Here is a 19,625-nt window from a genome sequence, read left to right as displayed (position 1 = left end):
TTGGACCGATCTCCCAGTTCAGCGATCGGGCCGGCGCAATAGCGGCCTCGTGGAGTTATGAGCGGGTTGGCCAGACGGACGCAGGAACGGGGACGGACGCGCAGGGCCGCGCTGGTCGAAGCGGGTCGGAAACTCTTGCGCGCGCACGAGATCGACGAGATTTCGCTGACCGACATCGCCGATGAAGCGGGCATTCCGAAAAGTTCGGCCTACCATTTCTTCTCGCACGTGCTCGAGGTGTTCGAGGCCGCGGCAAGCGACATGGAACTCGAACTGCAGGCCTATCTCGAGCAGCTGTCGACCGACGGGTGCAATGACTGGCGGCAGGTCGCGACCATCTTCATCGGTCGGGGCGCGGCTTTCTTCAACGGCAACCGCGACGCGATGCAGCTGTTGATCGGACCCAAGAGCCCGTCGGCGATCAAGCTGAAGGACAGGCAGAACGATTTTGCGGTCGCCGCCCTGCTCAAGGACCAGATCTCCGCCCATTTCCAGCTGCCCGAGCTGGCCGATACGCCCGAGATATTCTTTCGCGGGATCGAGATCGCCGATCTCTTCTTCGGCCTGTCGGTGATCCGGCACGGCCATATCACCGGCGAATTCGACGGCGAGGCGGCCCGCGCCACCTGTGCCTATCTGTCGCTCTACCTGCCTGTCGTCCTGCCGCGCGTCGTGCCGCCGGTCGGCTGAGGACCGGCGAGCGGGGCCGTCAGACGGGGACCTCCGTCGTATATTTGATCTGCTCCATCGCGAAGGACGAGCTGACGTCGCTGATCGTGACGCCGTCGATGAGCTTCTTGTAGATGCGGTCATAGTCGGCGATGTCGGCGGCGACGATCTTGAGCAGATAATCGATCTCGCCGCTCATCCGGTAGAATTCGGTCACCTCCGGAAGACTGCTCACATGCTCGGCAAAGGCGGACAGCCAGTCGCTGGAATGATGATTGGTCTTGATCGCGACGAAGACGGTAATGCCGAGTCCGATCTTCTCGCGGTCGACCAGCGTGACGGTGCCCGATGTTATGCCGGTTTCCTGCAGGCGCTTCACCCGATTCCAGCAGGGCGTCGCCGACAGGCCGACCCGCCGTGCGAGCTCGGCGTTGGAGAGGGTCGCGTCGCGCTGGAGCTCCTGGAGGATTCGCCGATCGAACCGGTCGAGAGAGATTTCCTCCTTATGGGCCATGGATAGGATATTCTTTCTGCATATATCGGCAAAATGCCGGAAACGAAGAGAGTAATTCCCAGATTATAGCGATAATTCTACTCCCATATCAATATTGGGGAGCTGCTCTGTGCGACGTCTGTTGACCGATCATCCCGCATCGGTGGGGGAAACCTATTTCCAGCATATGGTGCATGCGTCGGGTTTCGGCCTGTCGATGATCTTCGCGGGAGTGGCGTGCATCGTCCATGCGCTGATCCCCGGCTGGTTCGTCTCGACCGGCAGCAACACGATCCGCCGCCTGCACGACCGGATGGTCGCGAACCGGCGGCGTTAGGCCGATCGGTTCAGCCGAGATCGCCGCCCGCGACCGGCAGCACGTCGCCGGTGATGTAGCTCGCCTCGTCCGACGCCAGGAACAGGATCGGCGCGACCTGCTCGTCGATCGACCCGTAGCGCTTGGTGAAGGTCGATGTCGTCACCTGGTCGACGACCTCGGCCATCCACGCCTTCTCCTCGGCGCTGTCGCCCTCCGCATTGCGCGGGATGCGGCGCGGCGGCGCCTCGGTGCCCCCCGGCGCGGTCGCGACGACGCGGATATTGTGCGCAGCATATTCCATCGCCAGGCTTCGGGTCAGCGCGTTGATCCCGCCCTTGGCCGCCGAATAGGGGACGCGGTGGATGCCGCGCGTCGCGTTCGACGAGACGTTGACGATCGTCCCGCCGCCGCGTGCCAGCAGATGCGGCAAAACCGCATGACAGCCCCATAGCGTCGGCATCAGCGACCGGCGTATCTCGGCCTCGATCTGGGCGGGCTCGAACGCAGCATAAGGCCGCATGCGGATCGCGCCGCCGACATTGTTGATCAATATGTCGATGCCCCCGAACCGGCGTGCGGCCTCGGCCATCGCCGCGACAGCGCCTTCATGGGTTTCGAGGTCGCAGGCGAAGGCATGGGCCGTGTCGCCTGCCTCGGCCGCGACCTCGCCGACGAAATCGGCGCGGTCGACGAACAGCACCCGGCCGCCCTCCGCCGCCGCGCGGAGTGCCACCGCGCGGCCGATCCCCTGGGCGGCGCCGGTGACGACGATCGCCTTGCCCGCGAAGCGACCGGGGAAGATCATGCCGGCACCGGATCGCTGGCGGCGAACTTCTCGTAATGGAAGTTGGCGGGCTCCACGTCCTTGTCGCGCAGGAAGCCGCGTACCGCCTCGACCATCGGTGGGGGGCCGCACAGATAGATGTCGCAATCCCCGCCATGGAGATGTTCGTCGCCCAGATGGTCGGTGACATAGCCCTTGAGGACATGGTCGCCGTTCGGATCGACGACGCAACTTGCCCAGCTGAAGGTCGGCAGTCGGGCAGCCAGTGCCTCGATCCGGTCGATCTCGACGAGGTCGCGGGGGCGGGTGACGCCGTAGATCAGGTGGACCGGCTGGTCGGTGCCCTCGTCGGCGAGTATCTCGAGCATCGACAGCAAGGGCGCCAGCCCGGTCCCGCCCGCCAGCATCAGCACGGGTCGATCGACGGCGCGCAGGAAGAAGCTGCCGAACGGCCCGACGAAGCTCATCCGCGCGCCGGGTTTCGCCTCCTCGGCCAGCCACCGGCTCATCAGTCCGTCGGGCAGGTTGCGGATCAGAAAGCTGGCCTCGCCGGCACCGGGCCTGGAACTGAACGAATAGGAGCGGTGCTGGCCGGTGCCGGGGACGGTCAGGTTGACATATTGGCCCGGCAGGAAGCCCAGCGCGTCCGGCCGGTCGAGCTTCAGCGTGAGGATGATCGTGCTGTCCGAGACGAGCTCGACCGCGACCGCCTCGGCGCCGTGCTCGGCCGGCGCTACCTTGCAGGCCGAGGACGGGACCGGCACCGCGACCACGCAGTTGGACTCGGGGACCATCTGGCAGGTCAGGACCAGGCCCGCGGCCGCCTCGTCGGCGGTCAGCGCATCGTCGACATAGTCGTCGCCCAGATCATAGCTGCCCTGCTCGCACCGGCATTTGCAGGTGCCGCAGACCCCGTCCGAGCAATCCATCGGCAGGTTGACCTTCTGCCGATAGGCCGCGTCGAGCAGCTTCTCGCCCGCTCGGCAGTCGATGATGCGCGTGGCGCCATCCTCGAAGGTGAGTGCGATGCGATATGTCATGCTGTCCTTTCGGCGCGGCCGGCATCAGACGTGGTAGATGTCGATGACCTGGTGGATATAATCGCTCTTCAGCACGATCTTCTTGTGCAGGATCAGCGGCTGCGCGCCGCCCAGCTCCAGCGTGTAGAAGGACGTACCGAAGAAGCTGTCCGTGACCTTGTAGCGGTGGCTGAGCGTGTGCCAGTTGAAGCGCAGGTCGAGCTGGTCGCCGCGCTGGCCCAGCAGCTCGATATTGGCGATGTTGTGGCTGGTCCGGGGCTCCGGGGTGCTGGCGCCCGACCGCTCGGTCTTGATCCGGAAGACCCGGTCCTCCAGTCCGTCGCGATTGGGATAGTAGATCAGCGAGATATGCTTCTCGGGATCCTCGACCAGCCGGTCGTCGTCGTCCCAGGCCGGCATCCAGTAGACCGCCGCGGGCGAATAGCAGGTCAGCCATTCGTCCCATAGCCGATCGTCGAGCAGGCGCGCCTCGCGGTAGAGGAAGTTGGCGACCTCCGGAAGCGACGCGGTCATGCGGCGACCCCCGCCGAGCGTTCGGCCTCGGCTCCGGCAGCGTGGCCGTCACGGATCAAGCCTTCGCGCAGCGCCTGCGCCCAATAATGGTGCTGCCGGACGAAAAGCCCCTCGTCCTCGCTGCGCTCGCCGCTCAGCAGCGGCGCCAGGCCCATCGCCCGGGCATTGTCGTCGGGGCCATCGATCCAGCGGACCGCGCCGCGGCTGAGGTCGTTCCACAGCGCACCGGTGCCGGCATAGCCGGTCTGGCAGGCACGGAACTCCTCCAGGTCGTCGGGCGTGCCCATGCCGCTGACGTTGAAGAAATCCTCATATTGGCGGATGCGGGTGGCGCGTTCGCGGTCGCTTTCGCCCTTCGGGCCGAAGCAGTAGATCGTCACCTCGGTCCGGTCGACGGCGATCGGCCGCACGACCCGGATCTGCGTGGAAAACTGGTCCATCAGATAGACATTGGGGTAGACGCACAGGTTGCGGGTCTGCCCGACGATGAGATCGGCGCGGTCCTTGCCGAGCCGCCGTTCGAGCGCCTCGCGATGCGCATAAACCGGCCGCACCTCGGGATTGAGCAGGTTGGTCCACAGCAGGATATGGCCGTTCTCGAAGCCGTAGACGCCGCCGACGCTCTTCGACCAGCCATTGGCGTCGACGGTACGGGTGCCTTCGGCCGTGTAATTACGGTGGCTCATCGTCGCGCTGTAGTTCCAGTGGACCGAGCTGACATGATAGCCGTCGGCGCCATTCTCCATCTGGAGCTTCCAGTTGCCGTCGAAGACATAGGAGGAATTGCCGCGCAGCACCTCCAGCCCTTCGGGTGCCTGATCGACGATCTGGTCGATGATCGTGCGGGTGGTGCCGAGATGCTTCTCCAGCGGGAGGACGTCGGGATTGAGGCTGCCGAACAGGAAGCCGCGATAATTCTCGAAGCGCGCGACCGGCTTCAGATCGTGCGATCCCTCGGTGTTGAAGCCGGGGGGATAGTCGCCGGTCTTGCCGTCCTTCACCTTGAGCAGCTTGCCCGTATTGCTGAAGGTCCAGCCGTGGAAGGGGCAGGTGAAGCTGCCCTTGTTGCCATGCTTGCGGCGGCACAGCATCGCGCCCCGGTGCGCGCAGGCATTGGCCAGGGCATGGAGCTCGCCCGCCTTGTCGCGGGTGACGACGACCGGCTGGCGGCCGATCCAGGTGGTGAAATAGTCGTTGGCCTCGGGGATCTGGCTGTCATGCGCCAGGAATACCCAATTGCCCTCGAAGAGATGCTTCATCTCCAGCTCGAACATCTCCGGATCGGTGAAGATGTCGCGCCGGCAGCGATAGACCCCGCGCTCGCGGTCCTCGATGACGGCACCCTCGATTCGCTCCAAAAGGCCTGGCATGCGTCCTCTCCTGCTGCGCGCGGACGACCGGTCCGGCCTCAGCCCTCGTCGATGGAATGCGGGCTGGCGGAAAATCTACCATTAAGGTATGGATTTTCTTCGGCCAGATGGTCTCATCCTGCGCTTGTTGTCCAGATATTACGGTGAATTGACGGTCTGGGCCAAGACTGATGAAGTCTGAAAATGATGCTTTGAAGGTATGGTGCAGTGGATTTGCGGCAGCTTCGATATTTTGTGACCGTCGCCAATGAAGGCAATTTCACGCGTGCCGCGGAGCGGCTGCACATCGCCCAGCCACCGCTCAGCCGGCAGATCCAGCAGTTGGAGGAGGAGGTCGGCGCGCAGCTGATCGACCGCTCGGCCCGGCCGCTTCGGCCGACCCCGGTCGGCCGGCTGTTCTACGAGCAGGCGGTCCAGCTGCTTAGCCGGGCCGAGGAGATGCGCTCGATGATGGGCCGCGCGCTGTCGTCCGAGAAGCGGCACTGCGTGATCGGCTTCGTCGCCTCGACCATCTATGCGCGCCTGCCCGCGCTGATCCGCGAGTTCCGCGCGACCGCGCCCGACATCCAGCTCAATCTGGTCGAGATGGTGAGCCTCGACCAGATCGCCGCGCTCAAGGAAGGACGGATCGACATCGGCTTCGGCCGCATCCGCTTCGACGATCCGGCGGTGCGACGGGTGATCCTGCGCGAGGAGGAGCTGATCGCTGCGTTGCCGGCCAGCCATAGGCTGGCCGATGCCGAAGACCCGCTGCCGCTGGCCGATATCGCCGACGAACCGCTGATCCTCTACCCGCGCGAGCCCCGGCCGAGCTATGCCGACCAGGTCATATCGCTCTTCCGCGACAATGGCTTCACGCCCCGCGTCGCCCATGAGGCGCGCGAGCTGCAGACCGCGATCGGGCTGGTCGCGGCCGAGGAGGGGATCTGCATCGTCCCCGACTCGGTGCGTCGCTCGCGGGTCGAGGACGTCCGCTACCGCCCGCTCTCCGAGCGAGCGACATCCCCCATCATCATGAGCCACCGCATTGCCGACCGCTCGTCGCCGCTGCTGCTGATGGCCGACGTGATCGCGCGTAAATATGCCGAATGGGGCTATGAGGTGCCGGAAGGACTGGGCCGCTTTTGAACAGCTGACCTCGCCCCGGCGCGGGCGCCTCCATCTTGCCGCGCGGCCCGGCCGTCCGGCCCCGCGAGCGCGGCTCACTGGTCGCCGTCGACATGTCGAGCGCGTTACCCGCGGGCGGGTTGGATCGCTTCCTGGTCGGCCTTGGCGAGATCGACGAGAGTCGATTGCAGGTCCGCATCGTCGCCTGCGCACACGCCCAGTACCAGCGCGCGGTCGCAATCGTGCAGGATGTAGCAATGGCGCATCTGGCTGTCGATGTAGATGCCTTGCCCCTGCCTGATGACGGTCGGCGTATAGAATTCCAGATGGACCTCGATCGCGCCCTCCAGAACGAAGACGAACTCTTCTCCCGGATGGCTGACCGGCTCGCCGAACTCCTCGAGAGTGCGGGCCTTCACCTCGGTGACGATCGGCACCATCCGCTTGTGCGTCAGATCCGAGCAGAGATAGTCGTGGCGATAATTATGGGTTTCGATCGTTACCGAATTTCCGGTGCCGGTCAGGCTCCTCCGCGCGGTCACCGGCTTGGAGCCATGCTCGCTTCCGTCCGCCTGACCGAAGAAATCGGCCATCGACATGCCCAGCCTCCTGGCAAGCAGCTGAATCTTTTCATAGCTGAGCGAAAGCTTGTCGCTTTCGACCTTGCCGAGCGTCGAAAGCGGAATGCCGACGACGTCGCTCATCTGCTTGAGCGTCCACTTCCGGTCGCGCCGGATAGCGCCCACCAGGCTGCCCAACGTCTTTGCCTCGCTCATATGGACGGCCGCCACCCCTGCATCGTGCTTCACTCGGCAGGTAATTGAACCGAGTAATCCTGACCAGAGAATAGAGTCGGTATCGCGGCCGACGACGGATCAGTCGGCGGACAGGCGCGCCTGGCGGCTCATCAGCTGGAGGAGCACGGCAGCGGCGGACACCGACAGCGCGCCGATCGCGAAGAAGGCGGTGGCGGGGATGACGCCCCAATAGGCGCCCATGATCCCGGCGAGCAGGCTGCCGAGGAACTTGGCGATGTACCAAGCCCCCATCAGCATCGCCGCGATCTGCACCGGCGACAGCATCCCGATCAGACTGAGCCCGACGGGCAGGGTCAGCAGTTCGCCCACGGTCAGGAACAGGAAATAGACCAGCACCCAGCCCGACCCGACGGGCCGCCCCGTCGAACCATAGACGGCCGCCGCGGCCACCATCACCAGCATCGACAACACGGAGATCGCGCAGCCGAGGCTCATCCGGCGCAGCAACGCGGCCGGAGTGCCGTCATGGTCGTGGCGGCGCCACCAGCGCATCAGCAGCGGGGTGAGGAGGATGATCAGGAGCGGGTTCACCGCCTGGAACCAGGTGGCGGGAACCTCAACTCCGTGGCCGAGGATGGTGACGTGCCGGTCGGTCTGGTGCGCCACCCACAGCGCGATCACATTGCCGCTCTGTTCATAGGCGATGCGGAACAGGACGATCACGAGCACGATTCCCAGCAGCAGGCGGAGGTTGCGCCAGTCTGCGGGGCCGAGCGGAGCCTTGGTGCCGCCGCCGGCCCGTCCAAGCACCGGTTCAGGGGGCAGCAGCCGGGCGGAGCCGAGGTAGATCGCCAGGCCGACGGCCATGCCGATTCCCGCGGCGGAGAAGCCCCAATGCCAGCCATAGAGCTCGCCGAGCGTGCCGCAGACAAGCGGCGCCAGCAGGCCGCCCAGGTTGATGCCCATATAATAGGCGCTGAACGCCTGGGCGCGCCGGGGATCATCCTCGGCATAGAGACTGCCCACCTGCACCGCGAGCGGCGGGATGAACAGGCCGTTGCCGAGCGCGACGAGCGCGAGCGCGGGAAACAGCAGGCCTTCGAAGGCCATCAGGAAATGGCCGATCATCATCAGCACGCCGCCGAGGACGACGCTGCGCTTCCGGCCCAGCCAGCGGTCGGCGACGATGCCGCCGAAGAAGGGGCTGAAGAAGGCCGCCGCGCCATAGAGCCCGTAGATCAGCGACGACTGCCCCTGCGAGAAGTTCAGGTGCCGGGTCATGTAGTAGACGAGCAGGGCCTGCAGGCCGAAATAGGAGAATTCGGCCCACATCTGGGTCAGGAACAGGCTGGTCAGGCCGGGCGGATGGCCGAACAATGTCCGGCCGGCGACCCCCGTGGGGGCCGCCGGCGCGGCGGGTGACGGGGCAAAGGGACCGGCCGTCACGTCAATAGTCTAGCCCGAAGGTCAGCAGGCCCTTGCTGATCACGATCCAGGCGAGGAACAGCCCCGCGAGCGGCACCAGCACCGACCACAGCTTCGCGAACAGCGTGCGGTCGGGACTGCGGACGGTGATATAGGCGTTGTAGACCGAGACCAGCGTCGCGACGATGCCGACGATCTCGATCAGCTGGATCAACCGCATCCAGATGTCGAGGCGGCCGTCGAGCAGCCCGACATCCGAGTCGATCGCCCCGAGCATGCCCATCCAGCCCGCCGCCACGGCCAGCGCCGCCACGGCCGAGCCGCGCATCACCCGGTCGAGCAGCAACGGGCGGCCAGCGAGCGGCGAGCGGTGGCCGTAGACGCGGCGCAGGATCGCCACGACCGGCCAGGCGAGCGCGGTCAGCAGCATGATCGCGAGCGCGGCGAGGATCGTCGGGATGATCCAACCGGCATCCATGTCCGCGGTCGCCGGAAGGAAGAGGAAGATCGGTGCGAACTCGCCGATCGAGAAGCTGGTGACCTTGCCATTCTCGACCGTCGCGCCGAGCAGGCTTGTGCCGCCCACCTCGCGCCACTGCCAGGGTGCAACCTCGCGCCAGCGCTTGGGGACGCCGGCCGGGTTGGTCAGCGCCGACACCGAGATGGTGTCGTCCGGGTTCAGGCTCACCTCGGCCTCGCCCAGCATGCCGACCAGGCGCAGCCAGTTGGAGGTCGAGGCGCGGCTGCTCAGATAATGGCCGGCCAGCAGGCGGCCATGGTCCCGGGCGGTCGCGACCGTCGGCGGCGCGGGCCGCTCGTCGGGATAATAGCGGTCCATGAACTGTTCGAAGATGCGCTGGCGGATGACGTGCGCCGCAGCGTCCTTGCCGCCGCTGTTGAACGACATGTAGAGGCCGACGCCCTGGTCGACGATCAGGTGCAGGTCGGAATGAAACCAGTTGGTGTCGCCGCCATGACCGACGATCACCTGCCCGTTCCGGTCCTCATGATAGAAGCCGAGGGCCATCGCCGGCAGGCCGGGAATGGGCCGGTTGACGTCGGCGAACATCCGCTGGCGGATGGCGGGACTGATCAGCGCGCCGCGATTGTCGAGGAAGGCGAGCATGAAGCGCGCCATGTCGTCGCCCGTCGAGGAGAGCGCCCCGGCCGGTGCCATCTCGATGATCTCGAACGGCCTGGGATCTTCCGACGCCAGGTCATAGCCCTTCGAAAGCAGCGGGGCGAGCCGGGCCGGCAGCGGCTGTTCGAAGCTGGAGTGGCGCATGTCTAGCGGCGTGAAGATGTGCCGCTGCACATAATCCTCGAACCGCTCGCCCGAGACGCGCTCGACGATATAGCCCGCCAGCGACGCGCCATAGTTGGAGTAGGCCGGCATCGCGCCGGGAGCGTAGATGCGCGTCGGCACCCAGCGTTTGAGCACCTCGCCGAGCGTGTGCTTTTGCGAGGCCTTCTCGACGATCAGATATTTGGCGGTTTCCTCGAAGCCTGCCGTGTGCGTCATGAGGTGCCGCAGCGTGATCGGCTTGCCATAGGCTTCGGGAATCTTGAAATCGAGATAGGCGTTGACGTCGCGGTCGAGGTCGAGCTTGCCCGCCTGGACCTGCTGCATGACGGCCGTCCAGGTGAACAGCTTGGAGATCGAGCCCGGACGAAACAGCGTCCGGGCGGGGTCGACCGGCTTGCGGGTGCGCATGTCGGCATGGCCATAGCCGCGCGCGGTGAGCACCTGTCCGTCCTTGACGACGACGACCACCGCGCCCGCGACCGCACCCGCGTCGAGCGCATAGGGCAGGAAGCCGTCGAGCCAGGCGTTGACGTCGCCCGCCGTGAGCGCGGCGGTGTTCCGGCCGGTGACGACCGGCCCGGCCCCGACCGGCGCCGCGGTCGCGGCGACCGCCGTCCGCGCCGGATTGAGATCCGTCGGCGACTGCGCGGTCGCGGGCAGCGCCATTGCGGCGAGTAGCACCCCCGCGCGCCTTAACAGGCGGTGGAAGCGGCCGGGGCTTCCCTGATATCGGGTCATCAGAACGAAGCTCCCACAATGGCGCCGATGGTCCGCGGGCGGATCGGCGAAGCCTGGACGAGCGTGCCCGGCCGGGTCAGATATTGACCCGCATTTACCAGCCCGCGCGAGTTGGTGAGATTGCGTACATAGACCTGGACGTTGAAGGGTCCGGTTTCGAAGCCGGCGCGCAGATCGACCGTGGCGTAGCCGTCGAGCGTCAGGCGGCGGCCCTGATCGAAACGATACTGCGCGTCGAAATCGCCGGCCTGGTCGCTGATCAGGCGGATGTTGCCGCCGACGAAGGCGGTGGTGTCGCCGCCCAGCGACCAGCGATAGTCGGCCGAGACATTGGCGGTCCATTCGGGCGCATAAGCGAGTGAGTCGCCCTTTAATCCCGGTGCCACCAGCGCCCCGAGGCCCAGGTCGATACCAGGCAGATCGGCCTTCAATTTGGTATCGTTATAGGCGACCGTGGCCGCAACCTCGAAGCCGCGGGTCGGGCGAACCGTGACCGCGATCTCGGCACCCTTGCTGCTGGCCTTCTCACCATTGCCGTCGCCGCTTATCGGGCCGATGCTGGTCTGATAGACGACCGTCGTCTGGATGTTCTTCCAGTCGAGATAATAGACCGAGGCATCGACCATTACGGTGCGATCGGCGGTCTCGGCGCGGATGCCGGTCTCATAGCTGATCAGCGTATCGGCATCGAACTGGCGCGGGAAGTCGGGCCCCGATCCCGGCGGCACGACGTTCGGCCCACCCGGGCGATAGCCCTTGGCAACCCGCGCGTAGAGCGAGGCATGGTCGCTGAACTCGAAGCGGGGCGAGAAGGACCAGGTGAAGACGTTTTCCGACGATTTGCCACGATTGATGTCGGGGCCAACGACACCCGTCGACAGCGGCACGAAGGAACCGTCGAGGATCTGGGTGGTCGACTGCTTGTTGTGGCTGTAGCGAACGCCACCGGTCAGGTCGAAGCGCGGCGCGACATGCCACGTCACGCTGCCGAAGCCGGCATATTCCTTGTAGAGCGAGTCGAGCCGGGCGATCAGGAAGTCCGGGAAGGAGACGTTCGCGCCGCCGGGGCCGACCGGCAGCACCAGCGTGGGATCGACGAGATCTCCGGTGGCCAGGTCGAATGGGATATATTGCTGGTAGATCCGGCCCTTCTCGCGCGTGAAATAGCCGCCGACCAGCCATTCGACCTTGTCGTTGTCGGGAGAGGACAGCCGCAGTTCCTGGGTGAACTTCTTGTTCGAGGTCTGCGACGGGAAGAGGATGCCGCGCGTGTTCGGGGCCGTACCGAAGATCGCGTCGCCGACGCCGGGCAGCTGATAAGTGGCGTCGCTTTTGTCGAGCGTGCTCAGCTTGCCGTAGCTGGTCACCGAGGTCAGCGTCGCGAAGCCGGCGTCCCAGTCGACCGTGCCGTCGTACAGCCGGTAATCGGCGCTGGTGTTCTCGGCATAGAGTTCGGTGCGGGTCAGGCCCTTGACCGGGGCGCCTGTCGCCGGATCGGTCGTCTGCGCCTTCAAGGTCACCGGATCGGCGTCGAACGAAGCCCGCGAGTCGCCGCGCAGGTTCTGAAACAGCGCGGAGAGCTGTACCGTCAGCGTCTCGGTCGGCTTGAGCAGCACCGAGCCGCGGCCGCCATAGCTGTCGAAATCATTGGCATCCTTGCGGGCCAGGCCCAGCGTGTCGATGAAGCCGCCGGTGCGACGATAATAGCCCGAGGCACGCACCGCGATCTGGTCCGAAACCGGGAGGTTGACCACGCCGTTGACCGACCAGCCCATATTGCCGCCGTCGACACTTTCGATACCGGCCTGCCCCTTGGCTTCGAATTTGTCGAACTTCGGTGCCGTCGTGATATATTTGACTACGCCGCCGAGCGAATTGGCGCCGTACAACGTGCCTTGGGGGCCGCGCAGCACCTCGATCCGCTCGATGTCGAAGGTATCGATGTCGCTGGCCGAGTTCGCGGCGTTGCTTTGGCCGGTGCTGGCGCCGAAGGGGATGTCGTCGACGTATATGGCGACCGTCGGGCTGGCGCCGCCGGTGTTGATGCCGCGCAGCACGACGCGGGCCTGGCCCGGCGTGGTCTGCTGAATGTTCAGGCCTGGGACGAGCTGCGCATAGTCGGCGATGCTCCTGACCTGCTGTCGCTCAAGCGCCGCCGCCGACACCACGGAGATCGACTGGGGAACATCGAGCAGCCGCTCGGTCCGCTTCTGCGCCGTCACCACGATCTCGTCGATCTGGTCGCCGCCCCCCGGCGAGACCATCCGATTCGATGCGTCGGTCCGCTGCGCTGCCGCCGGCGCGACCGCGATCAATGCCGCGCTGGCCAGACAGAACGCTTTCAGCTTCACCGCCATTACATAGCTCCCTATTTTTTCGCGTTCTCTCAGAATGACGCTTGTTTCAATTTTGGCAACGATTTTCTTGCACGGCATCGCGCCAGTTCACAAGAGGCTTTGTTTGCGATAGAAATCGTCGCCACAGATCATGGCAAAAACACCACAGAACAGTTCCCTGCCCGGCATTGCGATCCGGGCCGCGCGCCTAAGGCAGGGGCTGACCCTGCGCGAACTCGCCACCCGGACGGGCCTGCCCTTCTCCACATTGTCGAAACTCGAGAACGGCAAGATGGGCATGAGCTACGACAAGCTCGTCCTGCTGGCGCAGGCGCTGGACGTGGATATCGGCACGCTCGTCGCGGCGGCGCCGGCGGAACGTCCAGCCGTTCAGGCCGTGGGCCGCCGCAGCATCATACGCGCCGGAAAATGGCCGGCGTCGAGTTCGGAGCGCTACCAGCACCGCTATCTAGCGGCGGACCTTCTCGGCAAGATGATGGTGCCGATGATCATCGACGTCGAGGCTCGCAGCCTGCAGGAATATCGTGGCATAGCCCGGCACGAAGGCGAGGAATATCTCTATGTCGTATCGGGGGCGATGGAACTCCACTCGGATCTCTACGCCCCGCTGCGGCTGGAGCAGGGCGACTCGATCTACTTCGACAGCGGAATGGCGCATGCCTATGTTCGCGTCAGCGAGGAGCCCTGCCAGGTTCTCTCGATCTGCGCGGGGCCCGGCATCCAGCGTTTCGCGGAAACGGCAAGCCAGCGCTGGGACGGCATTGCTCCCGAGGATATCGCCACGCCCGATATGTGATGTTTCTGCTGGCCTAATTTGTTTCTAATATTGAAACGAGATGCACGCTGTGCGATGTCGTGGCCATGGTAACGATCTTCCAACGTCCGGCACGGCCCGGGCCAGCCGCCCTTCCCATTCTTTCCTCTTCGGAAATCCGCCCGTGAGCCGGCGGACCCTGGCACATCGGCGCATCGAAAACCGGATGCGCGAAACGTTCCGGATCGCCGGCTATGAGTTCGATTCGATGCCGTCGGTCGTCGCCTCGATCGCGGAGGGCGGCGACACCGGGCGAGGTGAGGCGGCCGGGGTCTATTATCTCGACGACGATCCAGCCCACATGGCGGAAGAGATCGAGCGGGTACGCGCCGCGATCGAGGGCGGGGCAGGGCGCGCCGAATTGCAGCGGCTGCTCCCCCCCGGCGGTGCCCGCAACGCGCTCGATTGCGCCCTATGGGATCTCGAAGCGCAGCAGACGGGCCAGCCAGTCTGGCGGCTCGCCGGACTCGACGGCGTCCGCCCGCTGGTCACCACCTTCACGCTGCCGGCCGACACACCGGAAACGATCCTCGATCGCCTCGCTGGCTTCCCGCCCGTCAAGGCGCTCAAGCTCAAGCTGGACGGCGACCTCGACGCCGATACGGCGCGGATGCGCGTGGTCCGCAAGGCACGGCCCGACATCTGGCTGGGGGTCGACGCCAATCAGGGCTATGGGGCGAGCGGACTCGACGCATTGGCCGAGATCCTGGTCGAGACGCGCGTGTCGCTGCTCGAACAGCCGGTCCGGCGGGGAGAGGAGGCCGCGCTCGACGGCTGGCGCTGCCCCGTGCCCGTCGCCGCCGACGAAAGCATTCTCGACTGCGTCGAATTGGAGGAGCATCGCCACCGCTTCGACGTGGTCAACATCAAGCTCGACAAATGCGGGGGGCTGACCGAGGCGCTCCGCATGATCGAGTTGGCGCGGAAGCTGGGGATCGGGCTGATGGTCGGCAACATGGCCGGATCGAGCCTTGCGATGGCACCGGCCTTCATCGTCGGTCAGTGCTGCGAGATCGTCGACCTCGACGGAGCCTGGTTCCTGTCGGAGGACGACATAGGCTCGAAGATGTACAGCGATGGAGCCTTCGACGTCCCCTCCAACTTCTGGGGCGGGCTCTGACGACCGCGCCGGCGCCGGTCACGACGACGTGATCATGCGTCTCCTGGGTCGGCGGGTGCGCCGAGACGGTCGGACAGCCGCCGTGCCCAGAGCCGGAGCATAGTCACCACGCGTCCGTCGTCGGCCTCCGCGAAGGCGCCGGCGAGGCCGAGCGCGGTGATTGCTCCGGCGAGTTTCCCCGCCTGGTCGAACACCGGCACAGATATCGAATGGATGCCGGGCAGGAAGGCACCGGCCACCCGGCCCAGCCGCGCATCGGCGACCCGCGCGAACAACCGCGTGGCGTCTTCGCCGCACTCGATTCCCAAGCTCCGTCCCAGCCCGCGCCCGAGTTCTTCCGCCAGCAGCGGATCGGTCACCGACCGCGGCAGGAAGGCGCCATAGACCTGGCCGGTGGCGGATTGCAGCAACGGCATCACCGAGCCGACGCGGACGTTCACCGCGATCGGCTGCCCCGTCTCCTCCCACCGCACGATCGTCGGCCCATGCTGGCCCCAGACCGACAGGAATACCGTCTCTCCGGCATCGCGACAGACGGCGGGGAGGCTTTCCGATCCGAGTCGGGTGAAATCGAGCTGGGCGAGGGCGGCCAGCCCGAGACGGACCGAAGCGCCGCCGAGCCTGTAGCGGCCCGATCCCGGCTCGCGCTCGACATAGCCGCACCGTTCGAGACTCGTCAGATAGCGATGGGCCTTGGTCCGCGACATCGAACAGGCACGCGCGAGACCTGCGGGCGATTGCGGCAGCAAGGCGCCCGCCAGCGTCGTCAGCAAGGCCATCCCGATCTCGACCGACTGGATGCCGAGGCCGCCCCGGCTTTCCTCTTCGCCGACCCCATCGTCGGTAGAGCGATCCAATTGCAAATCATATCCCATTGAGATACGCGTATCTCAGAAAGATACGCCTGACCAGTCGATTTATGGGCCGGTCGTGCGTTGGTTCGAGTGGGAGAATGTCGTGAGCGATCCCGATCGTCAGCGCGCCGGGCAGGGCGGCGGATGTCCGGTCGGCGCACCGCCCGCGTCGCCGCGCGGATGCCCGGCTTCGGATCGGGCGATGGACTTCGACATGTTCGACGGCCCCTACCAGCTCGACCCGGCCGAAGCCCTGCGCTGGTCGCGCCAGCAGGAACCGGTCTTCTTCGCGCCGAAGCTCGGCTATTGGGTTGTCAGCCGCTACGAGCATGTGAAGGCGGTCTTCCGCGATAACATCACCTTCTCGCCAGCGGTCGCGCTGGAGAAGATGACGCCCACCTCCGACGCGGCGAACGCCGTCCTCGCGCGCTACGGCTATGCGATGAACCGAACGCTGGTGAACGAGGACGAGCCCGCGCACATGGCCCGCCGCCGCGCGCTGATGCAGTCGTTCGAGCCGGCAGAGCTCGCGCACCACGAAGCCATGGTCCGGCGCCTGACGCGGAGCTACATCGATCGCTTGATCGATCGCGGCGAGGCTGACCTGGTCGACGACATGCTGTGGGAAATCCCGTTGACCGTCGCGCTGCACTTCCTCGGCGTGCCCGAGGAGGACATGAGCCGGCTGCGCGAATATTCGATCGCGCACACGGTCAACACCTGGGGACGGCCCAGGCCCGAGGAACAGCTGGCGGTGGCCGAGGCGGTCGGGAAGTTCTGGCAGTTCGCGGGCGATGTGCTGGACCGGATGCGGGCCGATCCCGAAGGGCCCGGCTGGATGCAATATGCAATCCGGCAACAGCGGGAATTGCCCGAGGTGGTCACCGATTCCTACCTCCACTCGATGATGATGGCGGGTATCGTAGCGGCGCACGAGACCACGGCGCACGCGGCGGCCAACGCCTTCAGGCTGATGCTCGAGCACCGCGGTGCGTGGGACGCGATCTGCGCCGACCCCTCGCTGATTCCGAACGCCGTGGAGGAATGCCTGCGCCATGCCGGGTCCGTCGTCGCCTGGCGCCGGATCGCCACCGTCGACGCGCGGATCGGGGAGGTCGACATTCCGGCCGGCGCCAGGCTGCTGATCGTCAGCAGCTCGGCCAATCACGACGAACGGCATTTCGACGATCCGGACCGCTTCGACATCCATCGGCACAACACCACCGATCATCTGACCTTCGGCTATGGCAGCCACCAGTGCATGGGGAAGAATCTGGCGCGCATGGAGATGCGCATTTTCTTCGAGGAGATCAGCCGCCGGATCCCGCATGTCGAACTGGTGCCGGACCAGAGCTTCACCTATCTTCCGAACACCTCGTTCCGGGGGCCCGATCATCTGCTGGTGCGCTGGGATCCGGCGCGGAATCCCGAACGGCACGATCGATCGGTCCTCGATAGGCACGCAGATTTTCCGATCGGTGCGCCGACGGCCAATGTCGGCGCGCGGGACATGCGCGTCACGGCGGTCGATCATGATGCCGACGATATCGTCACGATCACGCTCGAAGATGCCAGGGGACATCCGCTGCCCGCCTGGACGCCAGGCGCCCATATCGACCTGATGGTCGGGGACTATGTCCGCAAATATTCGCTCTGCGGCCGTCCATCCGATCGGAGCGGCCTGCAGGTCAGCATATTGCGCGATCGGAACGGGCGAGGCGGATCGGACCATATCCACGAGGCGGTCCATGTCGGCATGACGGTGCGGATGCGCGGGCCGAGGAACCATTTCCGGCTGGACGAGGGCTTCGACCGCTATCTGCTGATCGCCGCTGGTATCGGCATAACCCCGATCCTGGCGATGGCCGATCGGCTGAAGGAGATCGGCAAGGATTATGTGCTGCATTATGCGGTGCGATCGCGCGCGGCCGCCGGTCATCTCGCGCGGCTGATGCGCGATCATGCGGGCAGGGCGGTGCTCCACGCCAAGGCCGATGGCCAGCGGCTCGATCTCGAGCGGATCGTCCGGGACGATGCCGACGCCCGGATCTACGCCTGCGGGCCGGAGCGGCTGCTGGCGGCGATCGAGGCGCTCGTCGCGGATCGTCCCGACCGGCTCCACGCCGAACGCTTCGCCGTCGCCGGCAAGGGCGAGCGCACCGACGACCGACCCTTCGAGGTCGAGCTGCGCGACAGCGAACTCGCGATCGAGGTGAAGGCCGGCCAGAGCCTGCTCGAGGCAGCGCGCGCCATCGGGATCGACCTGCCCAGCGATTGCGAGGAAGGCCTGTGCGGTACCTGCGAGGTCGAGATCCTGTCCGGCGAGCCCGACCACCGCGACGCGGTGCTGACCGCGGCCGAGCGCGCCGCCGGTCGCCGCATGATGGCCTGCTGCTCGCGGGCGCGAAGCGGGAAGCTGGTCATCGCGCTGTGAGCCGCGATATGCGCGCCGTGCGCCACGGCCGCCGACGTCCGCGATCGCCGTCACCCGGCCGCGCCGTTGGTGGGCGTCTGTCGTAGGGAATCAATGACGGCAGGGGGGTAGCTTGAACCGCCCAACCCTACCGCCGCCTGTACCGAAAATACCAGACCTCATGGCCCTTGCTCCGGGCCTTGGCCTCGTAGCGCGTTTCGGGCCAGTCGTCGGGGCGGACGAGGAAGTCGGACGGATGCTCGCCTAGCCATTCGAAGTCGGGCGACTGGCCCATCACCATCATCGCCCAGCGGACATAGACGGGATGGTCGGTGCCGAAGCGGAACTCGCCGCCCGGCCTCATCTTGCGGGCGATCAGGCCGATCGGTCCGGCGTTCATGAAGCGGCGCTTGGCGTGGCGCGCCTTGGGCCACGGGTCGGGGTGGAGCAGCCAGGCCCGCTCGAGCGATGCGTCGGGCAGGCGCTCGAGCACCTCGATCGCATCGCCCATATGGATGCGGACATTGGCGAGGCCGAGTTCGTCGACCTTCATCAAGGCGCCGACAACGCCGTCGAGGAAGGGCTCGCAGCCGATGAAGCCGTGGCCGGGCCGCTGGCCCGCCTGCCAGGCCATATGCTCGCCTTTGCCGAAGCCGATCTCGAGTTCGAGCGGGCGATCCGCTCCCTCGGCGTCGCCGAACAGCGCGCCGGCGGTCAGGTCGCCCGCCGCCGGCACCGAGATTGCGGGCAGCAGCCGCTCGACCAGTTCGGACTGGCCCGGGCGGAGCTTATGTCCCTGGCGCCGGCCGTAGAGGCGGCGGATCGTCAGCGGGTCATTCATTGGGGGTCATTCAGCGGGGGTCATTCGTGCGACTTCATTCATCGATGCGGCTGATCTCGTAGACAGCGGCGGGCGGCAGGTTGCGGAGCGTGCTCGACAGGCGGCGTGCCTTGAGGCCGAGCCGGTCGAGCACGGGCCGGCGGATCGGGCTGATCGGGCTGTAGGTGAACTGGAAGAAGCGGCCGCCCGGGCGCATCAGCTCGAAGCAGCCACGCATGATCATCATCTGCTGGCGCGCGCCCATGTTGAGGATCGGCAGGCCGGAGATCGTCGCCCCGGCCAGCTCGCCGTCGAACAGTCCACGATGGCGGCGGACCCGCGCCGCGTCGCCGCGCAGCACCGTCGCCTGCGGGAAGCGCGCGGCGAGAAGGTTGGCGAAATCGGCTTCATATTCGATCAGGATGAGGTCCGACTGCTTGAGCCCGCGCGCGAGCAGCGCCTTGGTGAAGACGCCGGTGCCCGGACCCAGCTCGATCACCGGTGCCATCTCCGGCACGATCTCGGCAGTGATCAGCCGGGCAAGCGACGGACTCGAGGGCGCGACGGCGGCTATGCCGAGCGGGTCCTTCGCCCAGGCACGCAGGAAGGCTGCCAGATCGGACATGGGCATGCTCCGCGTCGCCATAGACGATGATGCCCTAGAGGGTCGTAGCTTCCGGTGGAAGAACTTTGCTGCACCGGCGACGATCGGCGGCGCTAAAGCG

At 66.2% G+C, this 19,625-nt stretch carries 18 protein-coding genes; 6 read left to right on the top strand and 12 right to left on the bottom strand.

Annotated elements, in window-relative coordinates:
• Positions 1-57 precede the first annotated feature (57 nt).
• On the top strand, positions 58-690 hold the full coding sequence (locus ASE22_RS15515) for a TetR/AcrR family transcriptional regulator (RefSeq protein WP_056361539.1): 633 nt from the start codon (positions 58-60) through the stop codon (positions 688-690).
• Positions 691-709: 19 nt separating this feature from the next.
• On the opposite strand, the gene ASE22_RS15510 is transcribed toward ASE22_RS15515, so the two are convergent.
• On the bottom strand, positions 710-1,183 hold the full coding sequence (locus tag ASE22_RS15510) for an Lrp/AsnC family transcriptional regulator (RefSeq protein WP_056361536.1): 474 nt from the start codon (positions 1,181-1,183) through the stop codon (positions 710-712).
• Positions 1,184-1,292: 109 nt separating this feature from the next.
• Between ASE22_RS15510 and ASE22_RS15505 the strand changes: the two genes are divergently transcribed.
• Complete coding sequence (locus ASE22_RS15505) at positions 1,293-1,499, top strand: DUF6356 family protein (RefSeq protein WP_200933126.1); 207 nt, start codon at positions 1,293-1,295, stop codon at positions 1,497-1,499.
• Positions 1,500-1,509: 10 nt separating this feature from the next.
• On the opposite strand, the gene benD is transcribed toward ASE22_RS15505, so the two are convergent.
• The 4 genes from benD to ASE22_RS15485 are packed head-to-tail and all read right to left on the bottom strand — an operon-like array spanning position 1,510 to position 5,188.
• On the bottom strand, positions 1,510-2,286 hold the full coding sequence (benD, locus tag ASE22_RS15500; protein ID WP_056361528.1) for a benzoate diol dehydrogenase BenD: 777 nt from the start codon (positions 2,284-2,286) through the stop codon (positions 1,510-1,512).
• Complete coding sequence (benC, locus tag ASE22_RS15495; protein WP_056361526.1) at positions 2,283-3,305, bottom strand: benzoate 1,2-dioxygenase electron transfer component BenC; 1,023 nt, start codon at positions 3,303-3,305, stop codon at positions 2,283-2,285. Before benC ends, benD begins: the two co-directional genes overlap by 4 nt.
• A gap of 24 nt (positions 3,306-3,329) precedes the next feature.
• Entirely contained in the window at positions 3,330-3,818 is a 489-nt protein-coding gene (gene benB, locus ASE22_RS15490; protein WP_056361524.1) for a benzoate 1,2-dioxygenase small subunit, read from the bottom strand.
• A complete protein-coding gene (locus ASE22_RS15485) occupies positions 3,815-5,188 on the bottom strand; it encodes a Rieske 2Fe-2S domain-containing protein (RefSeq protein ID WP_056361521.1) in 1,374 nt (457 codons plus the stop codon). The genes benB and ASE22_RS15485 overlap by 4 nt, the downstream gene beginning before the upstream one ends.
• Positions 5,189-5,395: 207 nt before the next feature.
• On the opposite strand from ASE22_RS15485, the gene ASE22_RS15480 reads away from it, so the two are divergent.
• Positions 5,396-6,316, top strand: a complete 921-nt coding sequence (locus tag ASE22_RS15480; RefSeq protein ID WP_056361518.1) for a LysR family transcriptional regulator — start codon at positions 5,396-5,398, stop codon at positions 6,314-6,316.
• 104 nt (positions 6,317-6,420) lie between these two features.
• Here ASE22_RS15480 and ASE22_RS15475 read toward each other — a convergent pair whose 3' ends face one another.
• The 4 genes from ASE22_RS15475 to ASE22_RS15460 all read right to left on the bottom strand — a co-directional run bounded on the left by ASE22_RS15475 (position 6,421) and on the right by ASE22_RS15460 (position 12,879).
• Positions 6,421-7,104 (bottom strand): helix-turn-helix domain-containing protein, encoded by a 684-nt coding sequence (locus ASE22_RS15475; protein ID WP_235537388.1) that lies wholly within the window; start codon positions 7,102-7,104, stop codon positions 6,421-6,423.
• A gap of 66 nt (positions 7,105-7,170) precedes the next feature.
• Entirely contained in the window at positions 7,171-8,499 is a 1,329-nt protein-coding gene (locus tag ASE22_RS15470) for a peptide MFS transporter (RefSeq protein WP_056361515.1), read from the bottom strand.
• Position 8,500: 1 nt separating this feature from the next.
• Positions 8,501-10,522 (bottom strand): serine hydrolase domain-containing protein, encoded by a 2,022-nt coding sequence (locus tag ASE22_RS15465; RefSeq protein WP_056361514.1) that lies wholly within the window; start codon positions 10,520-10,522, stop codon positions 8,501-8,503.
• Complete coding sequence (locus ASE22_RS15460) at positions 10,522-12,879, bottom strand: TonB-dependent receptor (protein WP_056361510.1); 2,358 nt, start codon at positions 12,877-12,879, stop codon at positions 10,522-10,524. The genes ASE22_RS15465 and ASE22_RS15460 overlap by 1 nt, the downstream gene beginning before the upstream one ends.
• A gap of 130 nt (positions 12,880-13,009) precedes the next feature.
• Here ASE22_RS15460 and ASE22_RS15455 point away from each other — a divergent pair, with 130 nt between their 5' ends.
• Both ASE22_RS15455 and ASE22_RS15450 read left to right on the top strand, forming a co-directional pair.
• Positions 13,010-13,675, top strand: a complete 666-nt coding sequence (locus ASE22_RS15455; RefSeq protein WP_056361507.1) for a helix-turn-helix domain-containing protein — start codon at positions 13,010-13,012, stop codon at positions 13,673-13,675.
• 184 nt (positions 13,676-13,859) lie between these two features.
• Complete coding sequence (locus ASE22_RS15450) at positions 13,860-14,813, top strand: dipeptide epimerase (protein ID WP_235536453.1); 954 nt, start codon at positions 13,860-13,862, stop codon at positions 14,811-14,813.
• 32 nt (positions 14,814-14,845) lie between these two features.
• On the opposite strand, the gene ASE22_RS15445 is transcribed toward ASE22_RS15450, so the two are convergent.
• Positions 14,846-15,670 (bottom strand): IclR family transcriptional regulator, encoded by an 825-nt coding sequence (locus ASE22_RS15445; RefSeq protein ID WP_162254022.1) that lies wholly within the window; start codon positions 15,668-15,670, stop codon positions 14,846-14,848.
• A 73-nt stretch (positions 15,671-15,743) separates the two neighbouring features.
• Between ASE22_RS15445 and ASE22_RS15440 the strand changes: the two genes are divergently transcribed.
• On the top strand, positions 15,744-18,101 hold the full coding sequence (locus ASE22_RS15440) for a cytochrome P450/oxidoreductase (RefSeq protein ID WP_235538169.1): 2,358 nt from the start codon (positions 15,744-15,746) through the stop codon (positions 18,099-18,101).
• Between the two features lie 127 nt (positions 18,102-18,228).
• On the opposite strand, the gene trmB is transcribed toward ASE22_RS15440, so the two are convergent.
• Both trmB and ASE22_RS15430 read right to left on the bottom strand, forming a co-directional pair.
• The gene (gene trmB, locus ASE22_RS15435; RefSeq protein WP_056361488.1) at positions 18,229-18,921 is read right to left on the bottom strand and encodes a tRNA (guanine(46)-N(7))-methyltransferase TrmB; all 693 of its coding nucleotides are present in this window, start codon (positions 18,919-18,921) and stop codon (positions 18,229-18,231) included.
• Between the two features lie 34 nt (positions 18,922-18,955).
• Positions 18,956-19,525 (bottom strand): class I SAM-dependent methyltransferase, encoded by a 570-nt coding sequence (locus ASE22_RS15430; RefSeq protein WP_056362426.1) that lies wholly within the window; start codon positions 19,523-19,525, stop codon positions 18,956-18,958.
• Positions 19,526-19,625: the final 100 nt, after the last annotated feature.

The sequence above is a fragment of the Sphingomonas sp. Root720 genome, assembly GCF_001428605.1.
Classification (GTDB): domain Bacteria; phylum Pseudomonadota; class Alphaproteobacteria; order Sphingomonadales; family Sphingomonadaceae; genus Rhizorhabdus.
Note: the sequence above shows the minus strand (reverse complement) of the source record. Positions and strands in the feature narration are given on the sequence as shown.

Coding starts and splice junctions, on each gene's coding strand:
- ASE22_RS15515 (WP_056361539.1), top strand. CDS start 58: ATGAGCGGGTTGGCCAGACGGACGCAGGAACGGGGACGGACGCGCAGG.
- ASE22_RS15510 (WP_056361536.1), bottom strand. CDS start 1,183: ATGGCCCATAAGGAGGAAATCTCTCTCGACCGGTTCGATCGGCGAATC.
- benD (WP_056361528.1), bottom strand. CDS start 2,286: ATGATCTTCCCCGGTCGCTTCGCGGGCAAGGCGATCGTCGTCACCGGC.
- benC (WP_056361526.1), bottom strand. CDS start 3,305: ATGACATATCGCATCGCACTCACCTTCGAGGATGGCGCCACGCGCATC.
- benB (WP_056361524.1), bottom strand. CDS start 3,818: ATGACCGCGTCGCTTCCGGAGGTCGCCAACTTCCTCTACCGCGAGGCG.
- ASE22_RS15485 (WP_056361521.1), bottom strand. CDS start 5,188: ATGCCAGGCCTTTTGGAGCGAATCGAGGGTGCCGTCATCGAGGACCGC.
- ASE22_RS15465 (WP_056361514.1), bottom strand. CDS start 10,522: ATGACCCGATATCAGGGAAGCCCCGGCCGCTTCCACCGCCTGTTAAGG.
- ASE22_RS15460 (WP_056361510.1), bottom strand. CDS start 12,879: ATGGCGGTGAAGCTGAAAGCGTTCTGTCTGGCCAGCGCGGCATTGATC.
- ASE22_RS15455 (WP_056361507.1), top strand. CDS start 13,010: ATGGCAAAAACACCACAGAACAGTTCCCTGCCCGGCATTGCGATCCGG.
- ASE22_RS15450 (WP_235536453.1), top strand. CDS start 13,860: ATGCGCGAAACGTTCCGGATCGCCGGCTATGAGTTCGATTCGATGCCG.
- trmB (WP_056361488.1), bottom strand. CDS start 18,921: ATGAATGACCCGCTGACGATCCGCCGCCTCTACGGCCGGCGCCAGGGA.
- ASE22_RS15430 (WP_056362426.1), bottom strand. CDS start 19,525: ATGTCCGATCTGGCAGCCTTCCTGCGTGCCTGGGCGAAGGACCCGCTC.